Origin of the sequence: Clavibacter sp. VKM Ac-2873, from assembly GCF_015351075.1 — a bacterium.
Taxonomy (GTDB): domain Bacteria; phylum Actinomycetota; class Actinomycetes; order Actinomycetales; family Microbacteriaceae; genus Clavibacter.
The window spans coordinates 130,082-150,453 of sequence record NZ_JADKRS010000004.1 but is presented as its reverse complement, the minus strand read 5'-3'; the positions used below and the strand labels follow the sequence as shown (position 1 = coordinate 150,453).

Genomic DNA, 20,372 nt, shown 5'->3' with positions numbered 1-20,372 from the left:
GTTCGTGCCTCTCGGGTGCGGCCTCGGGTCCGGCGTCGGAGCCGCGGGAACGGCCGTCATCCACGGTGGGCGTACGTGTACAGCGTGCCCGAGTTCGCGGTGACGCGCACCTCCAGGATCCGCTCGCCGCCCGCCGGGACCCGGCAGGATCCGGCCGCGCCGGACGACGCGTCGGTCCAGGCGCCCTGTCCGCCGCAGCGCCACTCGCTGCGCGCGTACCCGCCGCCGTCCGCGACGCGCGCGCCGCGACCGGCGGCCGGCGGCATCGAGGTCCAGGAGAAGGTCGTGACGCCGGCCTCGTCGGTGGCCGAGCGCACGTCGCCCGCGCGCGCGTCCACGGCGGTGCCGACGGGGACGGGATCCGACCAGCCGCTCGAGCGCTGGCGCCCGTCGCCCGAGTCCTCCAGGACGCGCACCTGGATGGTCGCGCCCGTCCCCGTGCGCGGCAGCGCGAGCGCCTGGCCGACGCCGATCGGCACGCCGTCTCCCTGGCCGTCGACCCGGTACAGCAGCTGCGCGGACGCGGACGGGTCGCCCGGCCGGTAGCGGGCGTCGGCGAGGACCGCGCGGAAGACCCCGTCGGCCGAGCGGTCGGGGCTCGGCAGGTCGACGCGGACGACGGGCGTCGACGGCGCCGTGCGGGGGGTGAGCTGGCCGGCCTCGACGACCGTGCAGCCCTGGCTGTTGGCGGCGAGCACCGCGAACGCGACGGGCTGGTCGGCCGCGAGGCCCGTGAACTCGTGGCTGGTCGCGCCGCCCACCTCGATCGCGGGGCCGTGCTCGGCCGCCCACGGGGACACGCCCTCGGTGGGCACGGAGCAGCCGGGCGCGGATCCCGGGGCGTACGCGGCGACGAGGTAGCGGATCCCGTCGACGCCCGGGCCCTGGAACGCCGGCCACGACACGGTCACGCGCGTCTCGTCGGCCGGGTCGGCCACCGCGGCGGGCGCGCCGGTCGCGGTGGGGGCGCCGCGCGGCGTGCCGGTCGCGGTGGCGGCGAGCCACGCCGACGCGTCCTGCACCTGGGCGCTGTTGCGGGCGGCGACCGAGACGGCGACGGGCACCTCGGCGACGAGCGACGGATCCCGCACCTCGACGCTCGTGGCGTCGGCGGCGACCTGCCGGGAGATGCCGCCCACGCCCACCACGTACTGCGTGACCGGGCTCGACGAGGAGGGCACGGCCGACGGCTGCCACGAGAGGCGCAGCCCGTCGACGAGCGGCTCGACGGCGAGGCCCGCGGGCGCGGCCGGGAGCACGTCCGACCACAGGCCCGAGATCGACACCGGGTCGGAGGCGCCCACGCCGTTCACGGCCGCCACCTCCACCTGCACCCCGCTCGCGGGGCCGTTGCCGGGCGTCGGCACGGTGCAGGTCGTCGACGGGCACGTGACGGTCGCGGTCGCCGTGCCGCCGCGGAGCACGCGCACCTGGTAGCCGGTGATGGCGGATCCGTTGAACGCGCCCGGCTCGAACGCCACCGTGACGGAGCGGTCGGCGAAGCCGGTCGCGCGGAGGGCCGACACCGGTCCCGGGCGGTCCTGCACGTGGATCACGACGGTGCCGAACGCGGCCCGCCCCGCGTCGCCCGTGGCGTCGCGCACCTCGTACTGCACGCGCACGTCGCCGGGCTCCGCCTCCGCGGTCGCGCGCACGGCGAGCGTGGCGCGGTCCTCCGACGGCGTCACGGTCACGCCCGTGGGCAGGCTCGCGCCGTCGGCGCCGCGGATGGAGGCGACCGTGAGCGGCGTGCCCGGGAAGGGGTTGCCCGCCTGGTCGTTGGCGAGCACGTCGATGGAGGTGGAGGATCCGCGGGTCACGGTGCCCTCGTCGGTCGCGGGCTGGGCGAGGGGGCGCGTCGACGGCACGACGCGCAGGTCCACGCGGCCGGCCCGGCCGGTCTGGGTGGCGTCGCGGACGCTCACCGGGAAGGACGCGGCCGCGCCCGTCGCGACGCCCTCGTCGGCCGAGATGCGCAGCGTGCCGCCGTCGACCGAGGCGCGGAACCCGGCCGCGACGGCTCCCTCCAGCGCGAACGCGAGCTGCCCCCGGTCGTCCTGGTACGGGTAGGTGGTGAGGCGGCCGAGGTCGACGTCCTTCGACTGCCCGGGCTCCAGGTCGATGACCGCGCCCGTGAACACGGGCGGCTGGTTCTCGGTGGGCGTGACCGTGATCGGGAGCACGAGCGCGGCCGTGCGCCCGCCCGCGCCGGATCCGTCGGTCACCGTGAAGGAGATCGCCGCCGGCCCGAAGTACCCCGGCTCGCTGCGGTACGCGATGGTGTCGTCGTCCACGAGCTCCACGGGCCCGTCGGCGTGCGTGGCCGACAGCGCGTTCGGATCCGCGATGCGCACGGCGCGCCCGCCCGCCGCGACCACCTGCTGGTCGAGCTCGACCACGAGGCGCTCGCCGCTCGCCACGGTCGGCCGCGGCGAGCCGACGCGGAGCTGCGGCAGTGTGTCGGCGAAGCCGGGGACCCAGACGAACGCCGTCGCGGAGATCGACGGGTCGTCCGGCTGCGCGACGGTGAACGGGACGATGCGGCGCGCGTCGCCCACCTCGACGCGGATCCGGCCGTCGGCCGTCACGCGCGCCACGTCCTCGTAGCCCGCGCCGACGGAGAGCACGAGCGACGACGCGTCGCCCTCCGCGGAGAAGACGTTGCGCATCACGTCGACGTCGACGCTCGACCGGTCGAGCACGTCGGAGAGCTGGAGCACCGTGTCGCGCGCGATGGGCCGGGTGGGCGGCGCGGCGGGATCCACGATCACCGTGAGGAACGCCTCGTCGCTGCCGCCGCGCGCGTTGCGCACGCCGTAGACGAAGCCGTAGCGGCCGGCGGCGTCGGGCGCGACGACGCGCACGGTGTCGCCGTCGAGCCCGGCGACGAGCCCCTCCGCCTGCGGCTGCACCGAGACGAGCGAGAGCGCACCGCCGTCCGGGTCCGTGTCGTTCGCGAGCACCTGCACGCGGAGCACGCGGCCGGGCCGGACGGTGACGGTGTCCGCGGTCGCGACGGGGTTCCTGGCGCCCTCGACGCGCGTGCTGATGCCCACGCGGATCGTGCCGGTCGCCCGCGCGCCGAGCCCATCGACCACGGCGTACGCGAACGCGTCGGTGCCGGTGGAGTAGTCGCCCGCCTGGTAGTCGATCCAGTCCGGCCCGACCTCGACGACCTGGCCCTTCTCCGGCCCGGCGTCCTGCCCGAGGAGCCGCACCGAGTCGCCGTCGGGGTCGATGCCGGTGAGCGGCACGGGGATCCGCACGGTCTCCCCCGCGAGCACGCGCGCCGTCAGCGGGCGCGGCACGGGCGCCGCGTTGGTCGCGACGTCGGCCTCGCGCACGGAGACGGTGAGCGTCGCGGTCGCCCACTGGCCGTCGGGCGCGACGGCGCGGTAGACGGCGGTGTAGTCGCCCGTGCGGTCGGGCGCGAGGTAGCGGAGCCGGTCCTCGCTCGCGACGAGGAGGCCGGCGCCCTCGGGGAGCGGATCCACCAGCACGGGGTCGAGGCGCAGCCGGTCGCCGTCGGGCTGCTCGTCGTTGGCGAGCACGGGGATGTCGACGGCGTCGCCCACGCGCACGGCCACGCGGTCGTCGGTCGCGACGGGCGGCTGGCGCTGGGCGGGCTCGGGCACCTCGATCACCGTGATCACGCCGGTCGCCTCCGCGACGCCGTTGCTGACGCGGTACGCGACGTCCACGGGCCCGTCGAGCGGCCGGGTCAGGCTGATCCGCACGAGCCGCTGCCCGACGACCTCCGCGCGCACGCCCACCGCGTCCTCGGGCGAGACCGCGTCGGTGATCACGAGCACGCCGCCCGCGGGGTCGAAGTCGGCCTGGAGCACGTCCACGTCCTGGGTCTGGAGCGCGCGCACGAACACGGTGTGCGGCACGGTCACCGGCCGGCCGTCGGACGCGGGCGCGCCGCGCACCTCCACCCGGACCGCGCCCGTGGCGCTCGTCCGCCCGTCGGTCACGGTGTACTCGAGCAGGTGCGTGCCCGCCTGGCCGCCCTGCAGGCGGAACGTGCCGGCCTCGAGGTCGGGCGTGATCTGCACCCCGGCCCGCGCGGGCACGGCCGCCAGCCGGATCGCCCCGCTCCCGCCGCGTGCGTGCGTGAGCGGCTCCACGGTGATCTCGCGCCCGACGGACGCCTGCACGACGAACCCCTCGGCCACGAGCGGCACGTCCCCGGCGCGGCGCACCGTGACGACCAGCGCGCCCGATCCCTCCTCGCGTCCGTCGGACACCTGCAGCGCGACGGTCCGCGTGTCGCCGCCGGCCCCCGCGTCCGTGTAGACGACGCGGCCCTCGGGCTTCCAGCTCACGGCGTCGGGCGCGGCGACGCTGGCGCGCGTGAGGTACATCGGATCCCCGTCGGGGTCGTACCAGCCGCCCAGCACGTCGGCCTGCAGCCGGTCGCCCTCCGCGACCGTCCCCGTCGCGGGCTGCACCTGCACGGGCGCGGCGTTCGCGTCGGGCGCGCGGACGGCGACGCGCACGTCGGCGCTCGCGGTCCCCCCGCGCCCGTCGCTCACGACGTAGGAGAACCGCACCGTGCCGGAGGCTCCCGCTGCGAGCGCGAGCTGGAGGCCCTGCCCCTCGTCCACGATGTCGACCGCGCCGACGCCCGCGTCCACGGGCGTGACGGAGTCGATCACGAGCACGTCGCCGTTCGGGTCGTGGTCGTTGAGGAGCACGGGCAGCGCGGTCGTGCGGCCGGGGCGCGCGCCGAGGTCGTCGTCGACCGCGACGGGCGGCTGCTGCACGCGGTCGGTCTCGGGCGGGGTGTCCGCCGTGTTCTGCTCGACGACGGTGTCGGAGCGGTCGCGGTCGATGAGGTCCGACCAGTTGTCGATGAGGCCCGCCTCGCGCTGCACGGCCCAGGCGGCGCCTCCGCGCGTGTCGTTGAGGACCACGCGCGTGCCGTCCACGACGAAGCGGAGGGCGGCCCGCGCGGGCATGGATCCGAGCCCGCTCGTGGATCCCGCCGCCGTGCGGCGCGCGTCCTGCGCGACCTCGCCCGCCATGGCCGCCGGCGCGAGGCACCGCTGCCAGCCGGATCCGTCGGTCCAGCCCGCGTACTCGCAGCCGGCGACGCGGACGGGCCGCGCCGGCTCCCCGCGCACGTCGCCGGTCACGACGACCGGGTCCCCGCCCGCGACGGGCACGTCCACGAGGCCGCCCGAGTGCGCGACGAGCACGCCGCTCCCACCCGACGACCCGCGCTGGAGGGCGACGCGCGCGTCGGCGGCCACGGATCCGGCGAGGTCGACCGCCCGGCCGTCGACGAGGAGGGCGCGCGCGTCGGCGTCGTACAGCGCCCAGTGCCCGCCGACGGACGTGAGGGCGAGGCGCTGCCCGGCCGGGCGCCCGGGATCCCCCGCCTGCACGGTCTCGCCGGCGAGGGCCGCCGCCGGGTCGAGGGTCGCGTCGGCCGCCGCGCCCGCGGGCGCCCCGACCGGGCCGACGTCCACCGTCGCGCGCACCGTGTCGTCGGTGGCGGCATCGATGCGCGACAGCGCGCCCGTCGCGGCCGAGTACACGAGGAGCGTGCCGTCGTCGCCCATCGACGCGACGGCGTCGGCGCCGAGCGTGAGCGTGGGCGGGCTCGCGGCGTCGAACGCGGCGAGGCCCGCGACCGGCACCAGCCACAGCTGGCCCGTCGCGGGCACGAGGATCGCCGCGCGGGTCCCCGCGAGCATGACCTCGGCGCCCGCGGGCAGCGGCGCGGTGTCGACCACCTGGCTCGTCGCGTCGTCGACCACGTCGAGGCGCGAGCTGCCGCGGTCGGCGAGCAGCACGGTCGATCCGGCCTGCAGCACGTCGATGTCCTCGCTGCGGGAGTCGACGACGCTGTCGAGCTCGAGCACGGCCGTGTTGGCGCGGCCGATCGCCTGCTGCGCGGAGTTGACGACCCACACGGATCCGTCGTCGAGGTCGACGCGCTGCGCCTGGTAGCCGTCCGAGACGAGCGCGAAGCCCGTGAGGAGCGCGAGCACGACGGCGCCGCCGGTGACGGTCGTCGCGGCCTGGCGGTGGCGGCGGATCCACTCGCGGATCATCGCGGGAGCTCCGCGCACTTCTCGGTCGACGCGTCCCCGGCGATGCCGTCGCGCGTGACCGTGACGCGGATGCAGGCGCGCTCGCCCGTGCCCGCGGCGCCGCCCGCGCCGGCGGCGCCCGCCGTCACGCGGAACGTCGTGTCGCGCTGCGTGCTCGGCAGCCCGCCGTCGCGGACCACCTGGTACGCGTCCTCGGCGCCGAGCCCGGGGTCGCTCCAGGAGAACAGCACGCCGTCGGCGGCGGGGGACGCCTGGATCGCGCCCACGACCGGGATGTCGCGCGCCGCGGTGCCGCCGGATCCGCCGAGCGCCATGCCCACGGCCACGCTCGCGACGACCGCGCCCGCCGCCGCCGCCACGATCGCGACCCGGTGCCGGGCGAGGAACGCGCGCCGGCCGGGGACGCCAGGTCGCGCCGGGGTCGACGCGCCGACGGGCCCGGATCCGGACCGGCCGAGGGACGTGGACGCGGACCCCGCGCGCACGGGCTCGGACGCGGTCGCCGGCGCACCGGGACGCGCGGCGCCGACGGTCGCGCGCACGCCAGCGGGCGCCGCCTTCCGCCGGGCACGCCGCGGGGCGGCCGTGCCGCGCGGCCCGGTCGTCCCCGGATCCACCTGCACGATGCCGCGCACGCGCGTCGGGTCGTCGTCCTCCTCGGCGGCCGCCGCCACGGCCGACGCCCACTCCTCGCTCGCGACCTCGAGCGGCGTCTGCGCCAGCCGCAGCTCCGCCTCCACCGCCTGCAGCTCGCGCACGAACGCGAGCGCCGACTCGGGCCGCGCCTCCGGCTGCCGCGACATCGCGCGGCGCAGCGCCAGCTCGAGCCGCTCGGGCACGTCGGCGCGCCCGGTCGGCAGCGGACGGGCGCGCTGGATCCGGGCCACGAGGTCCGCGGGCGCGTTCTGCCCGCCCGGCACCTCGAACGGGCTGCGCCCGGCGAGCAGCGAGTACACGGTCGCGGCGAGCGACCAGACCTCGCTCCGCACGGTGCCGGGGCTCTCGTCGGCGAGCACCTCGGGCGCCGACCACGGGATGGAGAGGCCGACCGCGTCGGTCGCCGCGGCGTCCTCGAGCGTGGAGGCGATGCCGAAGTCGCTGAGCACGGGGTGCCCGAACGCGGTCGTCAGGATGTTCGCCGGCTTGATGTCGCGGTGCAGCACGCCCGCGCGGTGGGCGGTCTCCACGGCGCTCGCGATGCGGATCCCCACGCGCAGCACCTCGGCCACGCCGAGCGGCTCGCGCCGGTACCGGTCGCTGAGGCTCGACGAGCACAGCTCCATCACGAGGTACGGGCGGCCGTCGGCGGCGACGGACGCCTGGTGCACCGTCAGGACGGACGGGTGGGCGCTGAGCTGCGCCATCAGGTCGGCCTCGGCGCGGAACATCGCGCGGAGGCGGTCGGTCACGATCTCGGCCAGCATCACCTTCACGGCGACCTGGCGCCGCGGCATGTCCTGCTCGTAGAGGAACACGTCGGCGAAGCCCCCTGACCCGAGGACGGTGACGTACGTGAATCCCGGCAGCACCGGCGGGGAGGACGGCAGGCGTCTGGCCATGGCCCCCTCTTCGGGTCGGGACCGACGGCAGGGGCTGTTGCGGGCGGCGGATGGATCTCTCGCTGTCACACGAGTCTAGGTCGCCGATCCGCGCGGGTACACGGGTCGGCGGCCTCCGGACGCCCCCTCTTCGGGAGCGAGGGTGGTGCTCGGCGGGCTAGTCGCGCGGCGGCAGGTCGCGCGCGCGCTGGCCGATGTAGAGCTGCTGCGGACGGCCGATCTTCGTGGCCCGGTCCTCGTTCATCTCGCGCCAGTGCGCGATCCAGCCGGGCAGGCGCCCGATGGTGAACAGCGCCGTGAACATGCGCGTGGGGAAGCCCATCGCCTTGTAGATGACGCCCGTGTAGAAGTCCACGTTCGGGTAGAGCTTCCGCTCGATGAAGTAGTCGTCGGCGAGCGCCACGGCCTCGAGCTCCTTGGCGATGTCGAGCAGCGGATCCTGGATCCCGAGGGCCGCGAGCACCTCGTCGGCGCTCTCCTTCACGAGGCGGGCGCGCGGGTCGAAGTTCTTGTAGACGCGGTGCCCGAAGCCCATGAGGCGGACGCCGTCCTCCTTGTTCTTCACGCGCTCCACGTAGCGGTCGACGCCCTCGCCGGAGTCGCGGATGCGGCCGAGCATCGCGAGCACGGCCTCGTTCGCGCCGCCGTGCAGCGGCCCGAAGAGCGCGCCGATGCCGGCGGAGACGGAGGAGAACATGTTCGCCTCGGTGGATCCGACGAGCCGCACGGTCGACGTCGACGCGTTCTGCTCGTGGTCCTCGTGCAGGATCAGCAGGCGCTCGAGCGCGCGGCTGACGACGGGATCGACCTCGTAGCGTTCCGCGTTGTTGCCGAAGTTCAGGCGGAGGAAGTTGTCGACGAAGCCCAGCGAGTTGTCCGGGTAGAGGAACGCCTGGCCGAGGCTCTTCTTGTGCGCGTACGCCGCGATGACCGGCAGCTTCGCCAGCAGGCGGAGCGTGGAGATCTCGACCTGCTCGGGGTCGTGGACGCTCAGCGAGTCCTCGTAGTACGTGGAGAGCGCGGAGACCGCGCTCGACAGCACCGACATGGGGTGCGCGTTGGTGGGCAGCGCGCGGAAGAGCCCCTTGAAGTCCTCGTGGAGGAGCGTGTGGCGACGGATGTCGTCCTCGAACCCCGCGAGCTCGTCGCTCGTGGGCAGCTCGCCGCGGATGAGGAGCCAGGCCACCTCGAGGTAGCTCGACTGGCGCGCGAGCTGCTCGATCGGGTAGCCGCGGTAGCGCAGGATCCCCTGCTCGCCGTCGATGTACGTGATGGCCGAGCGGGTCGACGCGGTGTTCACGAAGCCGTTGTCGAGCGTCGTCAGCCCGGTCTTCTTCGTGAGCGCCGAGATGTCGATGCTGGACGCGCCGTCGACCGCGGGGAGGATGGGGAACTCCACCCGGCCGCCGGGGTACGTCAGCGTCGCCGTGGGCTTCTCCTGCGGCTGGGGCTCGTCCGCCTTCGGCCGGTCGTCCGCCTGCTGCCCGCCATCGGTCACGGCGCCTCCTCGAGTCTGGGTGGATGGCCCGGGGGGATGCGCGCCGCCGGACGCTCGTGGCGTCGTCGCGGCGTCGGGTTCCGAGCCGACTACAGCCTAAAGGGCCGACCGGGACACTGTCGCCTCCGCCAGCATCCGGCCGGATCCGTTGGAGGTCGTGCTACGCGGGGGATGCCGCGGTCGCGCTCGCGCGGAGCCGCGCCGCCGCCTGGGCGATGCGCTCGTCCGTCGCCGTGAGCGAGAGGCGCACGTGCTCGGGCGACGCGTCGCCGTAGAAGGGCCCGGGCCCGGCGAGGATCCCGAGGTCGGCGAGCTCGGCGATCCCCTCCCAGGCGTCCCGCCCGCGGGTCGCCCAGAGGTAGAGGCCGGCCTCGCTCGAGTCGATGCGCCAGCCGGCATCCTCGAGCGCCGGTCGGAGCGCCGCGCGGCGGGCGCGGTACAGCTCGCGCTGGGCGCGCACGTGGTCGTCGTCGCCGAGCGCCACCGTCATGGCGTGCTGGAGCGGCGCGGGCGGGAGGAGGCCCGCGTGCTTGCGCACGCGGATCAGCCGGGCGATGAGCTCCCGGTCGCCCGCGACGAGCGCGGCCCGGTACCCGGCGAGGTTCGACTGCTTGCTCAGCGAGTAGAGCGCGAGGACGCCCGCGTGGTCGTCGCCGACGACGCGCGCGTCGAGGATCGAGGGCGCCGGCCCCTGGGCCCACTCCCCGTCCCAGCCGAGCTCGGCGTAGCACTCGTCGCTCGCGATGACGGCGCCGAGCTCGCGGGCCCGGGCGACGGCCGCGCGCAGCTCGTCGACGCCGAGGACGCGGCCGTCCGGGTTGCCGGGCGAGTTCAGCCAGACGAGGCGCGTGGTGGCCGGCCAGTCGGCCGGGTCGTCCGCGGGCACGGCGTCCGCGCCCGCGAGGGCCGCGCCGATCGCGTAGGTCGGGTACGCGACGCGCGGGTGCACGACGGCGTCGCCCGCGCCGAGGCCCAGCATGAAGGGCAGCCAGGCCACCATCTCCTTCGACCCGATGGTCGGCAGCACCTGGTCCGTGCCGAGGGTCGCGTTCCGGCGGCGTGCGTGCCAGTCGACCATCGCCTGCCGGAGCTCGGGTGTGCCCACCGTGGTCGGGTACGCGTGCGCGTCGGTCGCCCAGGCGAGCGCGTCGCGGATGAGCGTCGGGGTCGGATCCACGGGCGACCCGATGCTCAGGTCGACGATGCCGTCCGGGTGCCGCCCGGCCCGCTCGGCGTACGGGGCCATCAGGTCCCAGGGGTAGTCGGGGAGCTCGCCCAAGGCCACGCGCTTCAGCCGTTCTGCAGCGGGAGGGCGGCGATGACGGGGTGGTCGCCCGCGGTGACGCCGACCTTGGTCGCGCCGCCCGGGGATCCCATCTCCGCGAAGAACTCGACGTTGGCCGTGTAGTAGTCCGACCACTTCTCCGGCAGGTCGTCCTCGTAGTAGATCGCCTCGACCGGGCACACCGGCTCGCAGGCGCCGCAGTCCACGCACTCGTCCGGGTGGATGTAGAGCGACCGCTCGCCCTCGTAGATGCAGTCCACCGGGCACTCGTCGATGCAGGCGCGGTCCTTGACGTCGACACAGGGCAGGGCGATGACGTAGGTCACTTCGGGCGGGTCCTTCCGGGAGCGGTGTGGCCCGACGAGTCTACGCGGGCCGCGAGGGCGTGCCGGCCGGGGCCGGGGCGTCGGATCCCGCGGCGCCGGCGGCATCCGGGCGCGCGTCGGCGGCGGGCGCCCGCGCCGGGAACCGCGGCCACACGACCACCGCCGCGACGAGGATCGCGGGCGCGACGGCCCAGATCTGGCTCATCGCGTCGTCGGGGAACAGCACGGATCCGCTCGGCCCGCGCGAGCGGAGCACCACGGTGGCGGCGACCACGCCGAGCCCGAGGCAGAGCGCGTGCAGGCGGTCGACGAGCAGCAGCCGGTACGCGACCAGCAGGCACGCGAGGGTCGCGAGCGCGAGGACGAGGCCGACCGGCAGCGCGATCCCGGCGACCGGGAGCGTCGCCCGATGCGCGGCCGTGCTCACCGCGCCCACCAGCAGGCCGAGCGCGAGCGACGCCACCGCCGTGCCCGCGCGCTGCAGTCCGCGCGGGGGCCGCGGCGCCCCGTCGTCCGCCGCGGCGCCGGCCGGCCGGTGGATCCGGAACAGCTCGACGGCCGCGATGGGCTCGCCGATCCCGTGGGAGAGCGCGAACTGGTCGCCGTCGACCACGACCTGCGTGCGGTGCGAGGCGATGGCGCGGGTCTTGGCGTCGAGCGCCTCCGCGACGTCGACCGTGACGTCGACGGCGTCGTCCGGCAGCACGAGCATGCCCGCCGGCCGCGGATCCGGCGCGGGGAACCGGCCGCGCGCCGCGACGCGCTCGTGGGCCTCGCGGGCCGAGGACTCGGTCGTGGTGATGAGGTACGCGGGGATCCCCGCCTCCTCGGCCGCCCAGGTCGCGATGACGTGCGTGCGCACGTGGTCCGGGTGGCCGTAGCCGCCGTGGTCGTCGTAGGTGATGAGGCTCGTGGCGTCGACGTCGGCGATGACCGCGAGCACGTCGCGCGCCTCGTCGGCCTCGTCGCCCGCGCACAGCGAGTCGGGATCGAGCGGACGCAGCGCCACGGGCACGCCGTCCTCCCCCCACTCCATGCCGGAGTCGACGTAGCGGCGGGGCGCGAGGCCGCGCCAGCGCGCGTCGGGATCCCCGAGGAAGCGGTGGTCGGTGACCCCGAGGGCCGCCATGGCGTCGGCCAGCTCGGTCTCGCGGTGGTCCGCGAGCGCGCGCAGGTCGCCCTCGAGGTGGCGGAGGTCGTCGGGGATCACGTCGCCGCGCTCCCCGCGCGTGCAGGTGACCACGGTGACGGGCACGCCGTCGCGCACGAGCTTCGCGATGGTGCCGCCCGTGACGATGCTCTCGTCGTCGGGGTGGGCGTGCACGACGACGACGTGCTCGCGCGCGGGGCGGTCGATGCGGGCGGCCCGATCGGGGCGTCGGGACGTGCCGGAGGTCATCCGGAGATCCTAGCCGCGGGCCGCGCGCCGCTCCCTGGGCGCGCACCGGGACGGCCGACTGGACGCGCCCCCGCCCCCGGCGTTACCCTGCACGAGGTAAGGCAAGCCTCACCTTAATTTCCCCACAGCCAGCAATAGGGCGCGTCCCCCGCGCCCGCCGCCCGGAGAGGCGCACCCGTGTTCGCGAACTACCTGATCGGCCTGCGCGAGGGCCTCGAGGCCGCCCTGGTCGTCACCATCCTCATCGCCTACGTCGTCAAGATCGGCCGCCGGGACGTCCTCGGCCGGCTCTGGCTCGGCGTGGGGCTCGCGGTCCTCCTCGCCCTGTCCGTCGGCGCGATCCTCACCTACGGCGCCTACGGCCTCACGTTCGAGGCGCAGGAGGCCATCGGCGGATCCCTCTCCATCGTCGCCACCGGCCTCGTGACCTGGATGGTGTTCTGGATGCTCCGCACCGCGAAGGACATGCGCTCCGAGCTGCAGGGCGCCGTCGACCGGGCCATCGCGGGCGCCGCGTGGGGACTCGTCGCCGTCGCGTTCCTCGCCGTCGGCCGCGAGGGGATCGAGACGGCCCTGTTCCTCTGGTCGGCCGTGCAGGCCACGGGCGCCACGACCATGCCGCTCGTCGGCGCGGGCCTCGGGCTCGTCACCGCGGTCGCCCTCGGCTGGCTCGTCTACCGCGGCGTGCTGCGCATCGACCTCGCGCGCTTCTTCACCTGGACCGGCGCGCTCCTGATCGTCGTGGCCGGCGGCGTGCTCGCGTACGGCGTGCACGACCTGCAGGAGGCGGGGATCCTGCCCGGCATCGGCGCTCTCGCGTTCGACGTCTCCGGCGCCGTCCCGCCCGGATCCTGGTACGGCACGCTCCTGAAGGGAACGGTCAACTTCTCCCCCGCCACCACGTGGCTCGAGGCGATCACGTGGACGCTCTACGTGGTGCCGACGCTCGCGACCTACCTGACGCTCGCGCGCCGCGGTCGGGGGGCGCGTCCGTCGGCGGTCTCCGCCGCCCCGGCCGCCCCGGCCGCCCCGGCCGCCCCCGCGGTCGGCGACCCGGCCCGCGTCGCCGACGCGACCGCCGCCCGCTGACCCGGCGCACCGCCGCCCCTTCCGCCTCCCCCGCTCCATCCACCGCCCGGCACCGCCGGCCCGCTCCCCCCGAGGACCCATGAAGCGCTCCACCCTCCCCGCCGCCGCCCTGCTCGCCGGCGCCGCCCTCGCCCTCTCGGGCTGCGTCGCGAACACCCCGACCGGATCCGCCGGCGCCGGTGCCGGCGCCGCGGCCGCCGACTCCGGCGTCACGCAGCTCACGGTCGACAGCTCCGCCGACGCGTGCACGGTGTCGGCCGCGACCGCCCCCAGCGGCACGGTGTCGTTCCACGTCACGAACTCCACCGACCAGGTGACCGAGTTCTACCTGCTCGCGGACGACGGCCTCCGCATCGTGGGCGAGGTCGAGAACGTGAGCCCCGGCATCGAGCGCGACCTCGTGCTCACCGCCCAGCCCGGCAGCTACTTCACCGTCTGCAAGCCGGGCATGGTGGGCGACGGCGTCGGCCGCGCGCCCTTCACCGTCACGGGCGACCAGGTGGCGCTCGCGGGCGACGCCGAGCAGCAGGGCCAGGACGCGGCGGCCGCGTACCTCGCGTACGTCAAGGACCAGGTCGGACGCCTCCTGCCGGCCACGCAGGAGTTCGCGGACGCGTACCTCGCGGGCGACGACGACAAGGCGCGTTCTCTCTATCCCACGGCACGCGCGTACTACGAGCGCGTCGAGCCCGTCGCGGAGTCGTTCGGCGACCTCGACCCCGAGATCGACTTCCGCGAGGCCGACGTCGAGCCCGGCACCGAGTGGACCGGGTGGCACCGGATCGAGAAGGACCTCTGGCGGCCCTCGCCCGACGCGAACGGCGGCGACGTCTACACGCCGCTCGACGCCGGGGATCGCGCGCACTTCGCCCAGGAGCTGACGGCGGACACCCAGAAGCTCTACGACGCGGTCCACGCGGACGGCTTCGCGGTCGACATCTCCACCGTCTCCAACGGCGCCGTCGGGCTGATGGACGAGGTCGCCTCCGGCAAGATCACCGGCGAGGAGGAGATCTGGTCGCACACCGACCTCTGGGACTTCCAGGCGAACCTCGAGGGCGCCCGCGTCGCGTACGAGGGCGTCCGCGACATCGTCGCGGCCAAGGACCCGCAGCTCGTGTCCACGCTCGACGCGCAGTTCGCGTCGCTCGAGAAGTCGCTCGCGGCGTACGGATCGCTCGAGGAGGGCTTCACGACCTACGACCGCCTCACCACGGACCAGGTCAAGGGCCTCGCGGACGGCGTCAACGCGCTCGCCGAGCCGCTGTCGAAGCTCACCGGCGCGCTCGTCGGCTGATGACGGACCACGACACCACGCCGACCGCGGACGCCGCGGCCCCGTCTGCCCCTGCGGCGCCCGCGGGGCCCGCCGGCATCTCCCGCCGCGGGATCCTCGGCCTCCTCGGCGCGGGCGCGCTCGGCGGCGGCCTGGTCGGCTCCGCGGGCGGCGTCATGGCCGACCGCGCGTTCGCGGGCGCGCGCCGGGCCGCGGGCGGCGCGACCTACGCGTTCCACGGGGCGCACCAGGCGGGCATCACGACCCCCGCCCAGGACCGCCTGCACTTCGCCGCGTTCGACGTCGCCGACATCGACCGCGCGGGCCTCATCTCGCTCCTCCAGGACTGGAGCGCCGCGGCCGCCCGCATGACGGCGGGTGGATCCGCGGGCGCGCTCGGCGCCGTCGACGGCCCGTACGACTCCCCGCCCGACGACACGGGCGAGGCGCTCGACCTGCCGCCGGCCGGCCTCACCATCACGTTCGGCCTCGGCCCGACGCTGTTCACGACGGCCGACGGCGTCGACCGCTTCGGCATCGCCGACCGCCGCCCCGCCGCGCTCGTCGACCTGCCGCGCTTCCCCGGCGAGGCCCTCGTGGCGCAGGCCACGGGCGGCGACCTCTGCATCCAGGCGTGCAGCGACGATCCGCAGGTGGCCGTGCACGCGATCCGCAACCTCTCGCGCATCGCGTTCGGCCGCGCGTCCATCCGCTGGTCGCAGGTCGGCTTCGGCCGCACGTCGTCGACGAGCCGCGCGCAGGTCACGCCGCGGAACCTGTTCGGCTTCAAGGACGGCACCGCGAACGTCAAGTCGGAGGACACCCGCGAGGTCGAGGACCACGTCTGGGCCGACGCGGGATCCGCGCCGACCGAGGCGTGGATGCAGGGCGGGTCGTACCTGGTGGCGCGGCGCATCCGCATGACCATCGAGACCTGGGACCGGTCGTCGCTCCGCGAGCAGGAGCGCGTGGTCGGCCGGACGAAGGGATCCGGCGCGCCCTTGAGCGGCGGCATCGAGACGACCGCTCCCGACTTCCACGCCACGGGCCGCGCCGGCGCCCCGCTCATCGACCCGGCGTCGCACGTGCGCCTCGCGCATCCGGACCAGAACGACGGCGCGGTGCTCCTCCGCCGCGGCTACAACTTCGTCGACGGCAACGACGATCTCGGCCGCCTGAACGCGGGCCTGTTCTTCCTCGCGTTCCAGCGGGATCCGCGCACGCAGTTCATCCCCATCCAGCGGAGCCTCGCCCGCGACGCGATGAACGAGTACCTGCGTCACGTGGGCAGCGGGATCTGGGCGGTGCCGCCCGGCGCCTCGCGCGACGGCTACGTCGGGGAGACGCTCTTCGCCTCCTGACCCGGCGCCCGGCGCCCGGCGCCCTGCGCGCCCGCCGGCCGGCGCGCCCGCCGGCCTCAGCCCGCGGGCAGCACCACGTACGTGGCGACCGGGGAGCCGAGATCGGCGGAGACCGTGACGATGACCGAGTACGCGTCGGTCGTGAACCGCCCGTAGCCGCTCTGCGCGTCGCTGGCGACCTCGCTCGACGCGTAGCCGGCCGCCTCGAGCCGCGCCTTTGCGTCGGCGAAGCCGCCCTCCACGTCCGGCACGGCGACCTGCGCCACCCAGCCGGCGTCGTCGGGCGCCGCTCCCCCGCCGAGGAGCTTGCCGTCGGCGAAGGGCACGGCGTCCGACGGGAACGAGGGCGGCACGTGGCCGTCCGTGGACACCTGCACCTTGCCGAGCGTGTCGCCGATCACGTCCTCGACGCTGTGGCGCACCTGCTTCGCGCCCTCATGGGCGGCCTCGCGGACGACGTCGCCCACCTGGCTGCATCCCGAGAGCACCAGGCCCGGCACGAGGACGAGCCCGGCCGCCAGCCCCCTCCTGCGGAGGGACCGGGCGGACGGGCTCGTCGGGGTCATGCTGCGCTACGCGTTCTGCTTCTTCAGCCGCGAGGTCTTGCGCTGGCGCGCGTTGGCGTCCAGCTCGACCTTCCGGATCCGCACGAACTCGGGCGTGACCTCCACGCACTCGTCCTCGCGGGCGAACTCGAGGCACTCCTCGAGCGTCAGGCGCCGCGAGGGCGTCATGCGCTCGAAGGAGTCGGAGGTGGACTGACGCATGTTGGTCAGCTGCTTCTCCTTGGTGATGTTCACGTCCATGTCGTCGGCGCGCGAGTTCTCGCCGACGACCATGCCCTCGTAGACCTCCTGGGTCGGCTCCACGAAGAACGACATGCGCTCCTGCAGGGCCACCATGGCGAACGGGGTGGCGACGCCGGAGCGGTCCGCGACGATCGAGCCGTTGACGCGGGTCGTGATCTCGCCCGCCCACTGCTCGTAGCCGTGCGACACGGCGTTGGCGATGCCCGCGCCGCGCGTGATCGTGAGGAACTCCGTGCGGAAGCCGATGAGGCCGCGCGACGGGACGACGAACTCCATGCGGACCCAGCCGGTGCCGTGGTTCGCCATGCCCTCCATGCGGCCCTTGCGGGCGGCGAGGAGCTGCGTGATCGCGCCGAGGTACTCCTCGGGCGAGTCGATGGTGAGGTGCTCGAAGGGCTCGTGCACCTTGCCGTCGACCTGCTTGACGACCACCTGCGGCTTGCCCACGGTGAGCTCGAAGCCCTCGCGGCGCATCTGCTCCACGAGGATCGCGAGCGCGAGCTCTCCGCGGCCCTGGATCTCCCAGGCGTCCGGGCGACCGATGTCGACCAGCTTGATGGAGACGTTTCCGATGAGCTCGCGGTCGAGGCGGTCCTTGACCATGCGGGCGGTGAGCTTGTGGCCCTTGACCTTGCCGATCATCGGCGAGGTGTTGGTGCCGATGGTCATCGAGATGGCCGGGTCGTCCACCGTGATGGTGGGCAGCGGGCGGACGTCGTCCGGGTCGGCGAGCGTCTCGCCGATGGTGATGTCCTCGATGCCGGCGACGGCGACGATGTCGCCGGGGCCCGCGGACTCGGTCGGGAAGCGGTCGAGCGCCTTCGTGATGAGGAGCTCGGTGATCTTCACGTTCTTGACGGATCCGTCGTGCTTGACCCAGGCGACCTGCTGGCCCTTCTTGAGCGTGCCGTTGAAGACGCGCAGGAGGGCGAGGCGGCCGAGGAACGGCGACGCGTCGAGGTTGGTGACGTGGGCCTGCAGCGGGTGCTGGTCGTCGTAGGTGGGCGCCGGGACGTGGTCGAGGATCGCCTTGAAGAGCGGCTCGAGGTCGTCGTTGTCGGGCAGCGTGCCGTTCTCCGGCTTGTTGGCGCTCGCGGCGCCGTTGCGGCCGGACGCGTAGACGACGGGCACGTCGAGGATGGCGTCGAGGTCGAGGTCCGGGTGCTCGTCCGACATGTCGGAGGCGAGGCCGAGGAGGAGGTCCTGGCTCTCGGCCACGACCTCGTCGATGCGCGCGTCGGGACGGTCGGTCTTGTTGACCAGGAGGATCACGGGCAGCTTCGCCTCGAGCGCCTTGCGGAGCACGAAGCGCGTCTGGGGCAGCGGGCCCTCGGACGCGTCGACGAGGAGCACGACGCCGTCGACCATGGACAGGCCGCGCTCGACCTCGCCGCCGAAGTCGGCGTGGCCCGGGGTGTCGATCACGTTGATGACGATCGGCGTGCCGTCGGCGTGCTTCCCGTTGTAGAGCACCGCGGTGTTCTTCGCGAGGATCGTGATGCCCTTCTCGCGCTCGAGGTCGTTCGAGTCCATCATCCGGTCCTCGCCCTCGAAGTGGGCGTCGAACGAGTTCGTCTGCTTGAGCATGGCGTCGACCAGGGTCGTCTTGCCGTGGTCCACGTGGGCCACGATGGCCACATTGCGGAGGTCGTTGCGCGCGACTAGCGCCATAGTGCTGTCCTTCAGTGGAGAGGGTGCCGGCCTTGTCATCAAGGGAGGAGGGCGAAGAGCCGCCGTCTGCTATTCCCAGCGACCTACAGCCTACCGTGCCGATGCAAGCCGGGCTCAGGGAGCGTCGGGTGACAGGGTCCAACGCCAGGCGTCGTCGAGGATCCCGGCCTGGTGCGGCGAGACCTGCACCCCGCCCACGGTGTCGCGCATGGCCGCCAGCGCGGGCAGCTGGTAGAGCGGGAGGCCCGCGCGGTCGCCGTACATGCGGCGGTCCAGGCGCAGGAGGAGCTCGTCGCGCGCGTCCTGGTCCTCGGTGCGGCTGAGCGAGGCGAAGAGGGACGCGACGTCGGGGTCGGCCGTGGACTGCCCGTCGCGCGCATCGGCGCGGGCCTCGTGCGCGGCGCGGATCCCGGCGACGGACGGGTACGCGTCCTCGGAGGAGAGGAGCGCGACGTCGTAGGCGCCCGGCTGGTCGATGACGCTCTCCCACTGCGGGGTCGAGCAGTCGGTCACGACGAAGCCGGCCTTCTCCGCGGAGTCGCGGATGGCCGCGAACGCGGCCGCGCGCCGTGCGTCGGCGGGATCGAAGAGCACGCAGACCTCGGGGGCGGCGCGTCCGACCGAGGCGAGCAGCTGCCGTGCCTCGTCGAGGTCGACGTCGTCGAACCGGCTGGATCCGTTGGCGCGCACCTGGTCGGCGTACCCCTCCGCCCCGGGCGCGAGCACGAAGGAGTCGCGCGTCGCGGCGTCGGGATCCGCCGGCAGAGCGGCCGCCCGGACGATGGCGTCCCGCGGCACGGTGGAGAGGAACGCGGTGCGGACCGCGGCGTCCGACATGGCGGCGTCGCGCGCGCCGAGCGTCTGCAGGTCGAGCCGCTCCCAGGTGTCGGAGGCGCCGCGCACCACCTGGACGCCGGCCATCCCGGCCAGCGCGTCGGACACCTCGGCGTCCGCCGGGGGCGCGATGACGTCCAGGTCGCCCGCCTGGAGCGCGGCGACGGCAGCGGCAGGATCCTCGATCGTGGACACGACGATGCGCTCGACCGACGGACGGTGCAGCCCGGTGTAGAAGCGGTTGGCGCGCAGCGTGATGGAGGTCCCCGGGTCGATCGACTCGATGGCGTAGGGCCCCGAGCCCACCGCGCGGTCCGGGTGCGCCGCGATCTCCGCCACGCCGAAGCCGCGGTTCCAGGCGTCGGAGATGGGCGAGAGGAGCTCGGGCGCGCGGTCCTGCACGGCGTCCACGAGCGTCTGCTTCGCCCGGCCAGGGCTCGACATGTCGAGGCCGAGCTGCACCACCGCGTGCGCGGGCAGGCCCACCTCGAACGCGAGGCGCCAGTCCGGCGTGTACTCGTCGAAGACCATGGTGATCGACCGGCCGCCGTCGCCGATCTCGGGCGTGCGCGTGACGTGCGTCAGCGTCTCGTCGGCGGCCGCGTCGAAGTAGACGGTCTGGTCGGGCAGCGGGCCCGTGTAGCCGCCCGTCGCGTCGTCCACGTACCCGGCCGGGTCGAACCCGGGGGTGTCGAGCGCGCCGGATCCCGCGGCCCAGGCGAGCAGGAGGTCGGCCGCGTCGACGGGCTCGCCGTCCGACCAGCGGACGCCCTCGGCGACGGTGTACTGCACCGTGAAGGGATCGCGCGAGACGACCTTCGCGGATCCGTAGCCCGGGTCGGCGGCGACGGTGCCGTCGGCGGAGACCTCGGAGAACCGGGAGTTCGTCGCGTGGACGATCTCCTCGTTGCCCGCCGTTCCGCCCGTGCGGGAGGCCGTGTTGTAGGAGGTGAACGAGGTGGGCACCGCGGCGCGGATCTCCGTGTCGGCGACCATGCCCGTCGTCGGCGAGCAGGCGGCCAGACCGGCGACGAGCGCCAGCGCGACGGCGGCGGAGGCACCGCGGACGGCCCGGCGGATCCCTCGCGGGCGCCCGGCTCGAACGGCCCCGGGGCCTCGCGTGTCGCTGTCCATCGCCGTCGATCCTACGCGAGCGGCACGACGAGGCCCGCCGTCCGACGCGCCCCCGCGAGGGGGTGC

Annotated in this window: 12 protein-coding genes; 3 read left to right on the top strand and 9 right to left on the bottom strand. The window is 75.0% G+C overall.

Going from position 1 to position 20,372, the window contains the following annotated elements; all coding sequences use genetic code 11:
* Window positions 1-56: 56 nt before the first annotated feature.
* From ITJ44_RS12475 to ITJ44_RS12450, 6 genes are all read right to left on the bottom strand, one after another.
* Window positions 57-6,065: an Ig-like domain-containing protein gene (locus ITJ44_RS12475; protein WP_194635874.1), complete on the bottom strand. Its 6,009-nt coding sequence runs from the start codon at window positions 6,063-6,065 to the stop codon at window positions 57-59.
* On the bottom strand, window positions 6,062-7,624 hold the full coding sequence (locus tag ITJ44_RS12470) for a serine/threonine-protein kinase (protein WP_194635873.1): 1,563 nt from the start codon (window positions 7,622-7,624) through the stop codon (window positions 6,062-6,064). The genes ITJ44_RS12475 and ITJ44_RS12470 overlap by 4 nt, the downstream gene beginning before the upstream one ends.
* Before the next feature lie 157 nt (window positions 7,625-7,781).
* Window positions 7,782-9,122 carry a citrate synthase gene (locus tag ITJ44_RS12465; protein WP_194635872.1) on the bottom strand — a complete coding sequence of 447 codons (1,341 nt, stop codon included), beginning with the start codon at window positions 9,120-9,122 and terminating at the stop codon, window positions 7,782-7,784.
* Between the two features lie 160 nt (window positions 9,123-9,282).
* A complete protein-coding gene (dapC, locus tag ITJ44_RS12460) occupies window positions 9,283-10,407 on the bottom strand; it encodes a succinyldiaminopimelate transaminase (protein WP_370551690.1) in 1,125 nt (374 codons plus the stop codon).
* 5 nt (window positions 10,408-10,412) lie between these two features.
* On the bottom strand, window positions 10,413-10,733 hold the full coding sequence (gene fdxA, locus ITJ44_RS12455) for a ferredoxin (RefSeq protein ID WP_045528705.1): 321 nt from the start codon (window positions 10,731-10,733) through the stop codon (window positions 10,413-10,415).
* A gap of 40 nt (window positions 10,734-10,773) precedes the next feature.
* Entirely contained in the window at window positions 10,774-12,132 is a 1,359-nt protein-coding gene (locus ITJ44_RS12450) for a PIG-L family deacetylase (protein WP_194635870.1), read from the bottom strand.
* 177 nt (window positions 12,133-12,309) lie between these two features.
* On the opposite strand from ITJ44_RS12450, the gene efeU reads away from it, so the two are divergent.
* The 3 genes from efeU (at window position 12,310) to efeB (ending at window position 15,858) form a co-directional block, all read left to right on the top strand.
* Window positions 12,310-13,221, top strand: coding sequence for an iron uptake transporter permease EfeU (gene efeU / locus ITJ44_RS12445; RefSeq protein WP_194635869.1), 912 nt, complete (start codon window positions 12,310-12,312; stop codon window positions 13,219-13,221).
* 79 nt (window positions 13,222-13,300) lie between these two features.
* Complete coding sequence (gene efeO, locus ITJ44_RS12440; protein WP_194635868.1) at window positions 13,301-14,518, top strand: iron uptake system protein EfeO; 1,218 nt, start codon at window positions 13,301-13,303, stop codon at window positions 14,516-14,518.
* Window positions 14,518-15,858 carry an iron uptake transporter deferrochelatase/peroxidase subunit gene (gene efeB, locus ITJ44_RS12435; RefSeq protein WP_194635867.1) on the top strand — a complete coding sequence of 447 codons (1,341 nt, stop codon included), beginning with the start codon at window positions 14,518-14,520 and terminating at the stop codon, window positions 15,856-15,858. Before efeO ends, efeB begins: the two co-directional genes overlap by 1 nt.
* Before the next feature lie 56 nt (window positions 15,859-15,914).
* On the opposite strand, the gene ITJ44_RS12430 is transcribed toward efeB, so the two are convergent.
* The 3 genes from ITJ44_RS12430 to ITJ44_RS12420 form a co-directional block, all read right to left on the bottom strand.
* Complete coding sequence (locus tag ITJ44_RS12430; RefSeq protein WP_194635866.1) at window positions 15,915-16,424, bottom strand: hypothetical protein; 510 nt, start codon at window positions 16,422-16,424, stop codon at window positions 15,915-15,917.
* A gap of 6 nt (window positions 16,425-16,430) precedes the next feature.
* A complete protein-coding gene (gene typA, locus ITJ44_RS12425; protein WP_194635865.1) occupies window positions 16,431-18,338 on the bottom strand; it encodes a translational GTPase TypA in 1,908 nt (635 codons plus the stop codon).
* Between the two features lie 114 nt (window positions 18,339-18,452).
* Window positions 18,453-20,306 carry an ABC transporter substrate-binding protein gene (locus tag ITJ44_RS12420; protein WP_194635864.1) on the bottom strand — a complete coding sequence of 618 codons (1,854 nt, stop codon included), beginning with the start codon at window positions 20,304-20,306 and terminating at the stop codon, window positions 18,453-18,455.
* Between the last annotated feature and the right edge of the window lie 66 nt (window positions 20,307-20,372).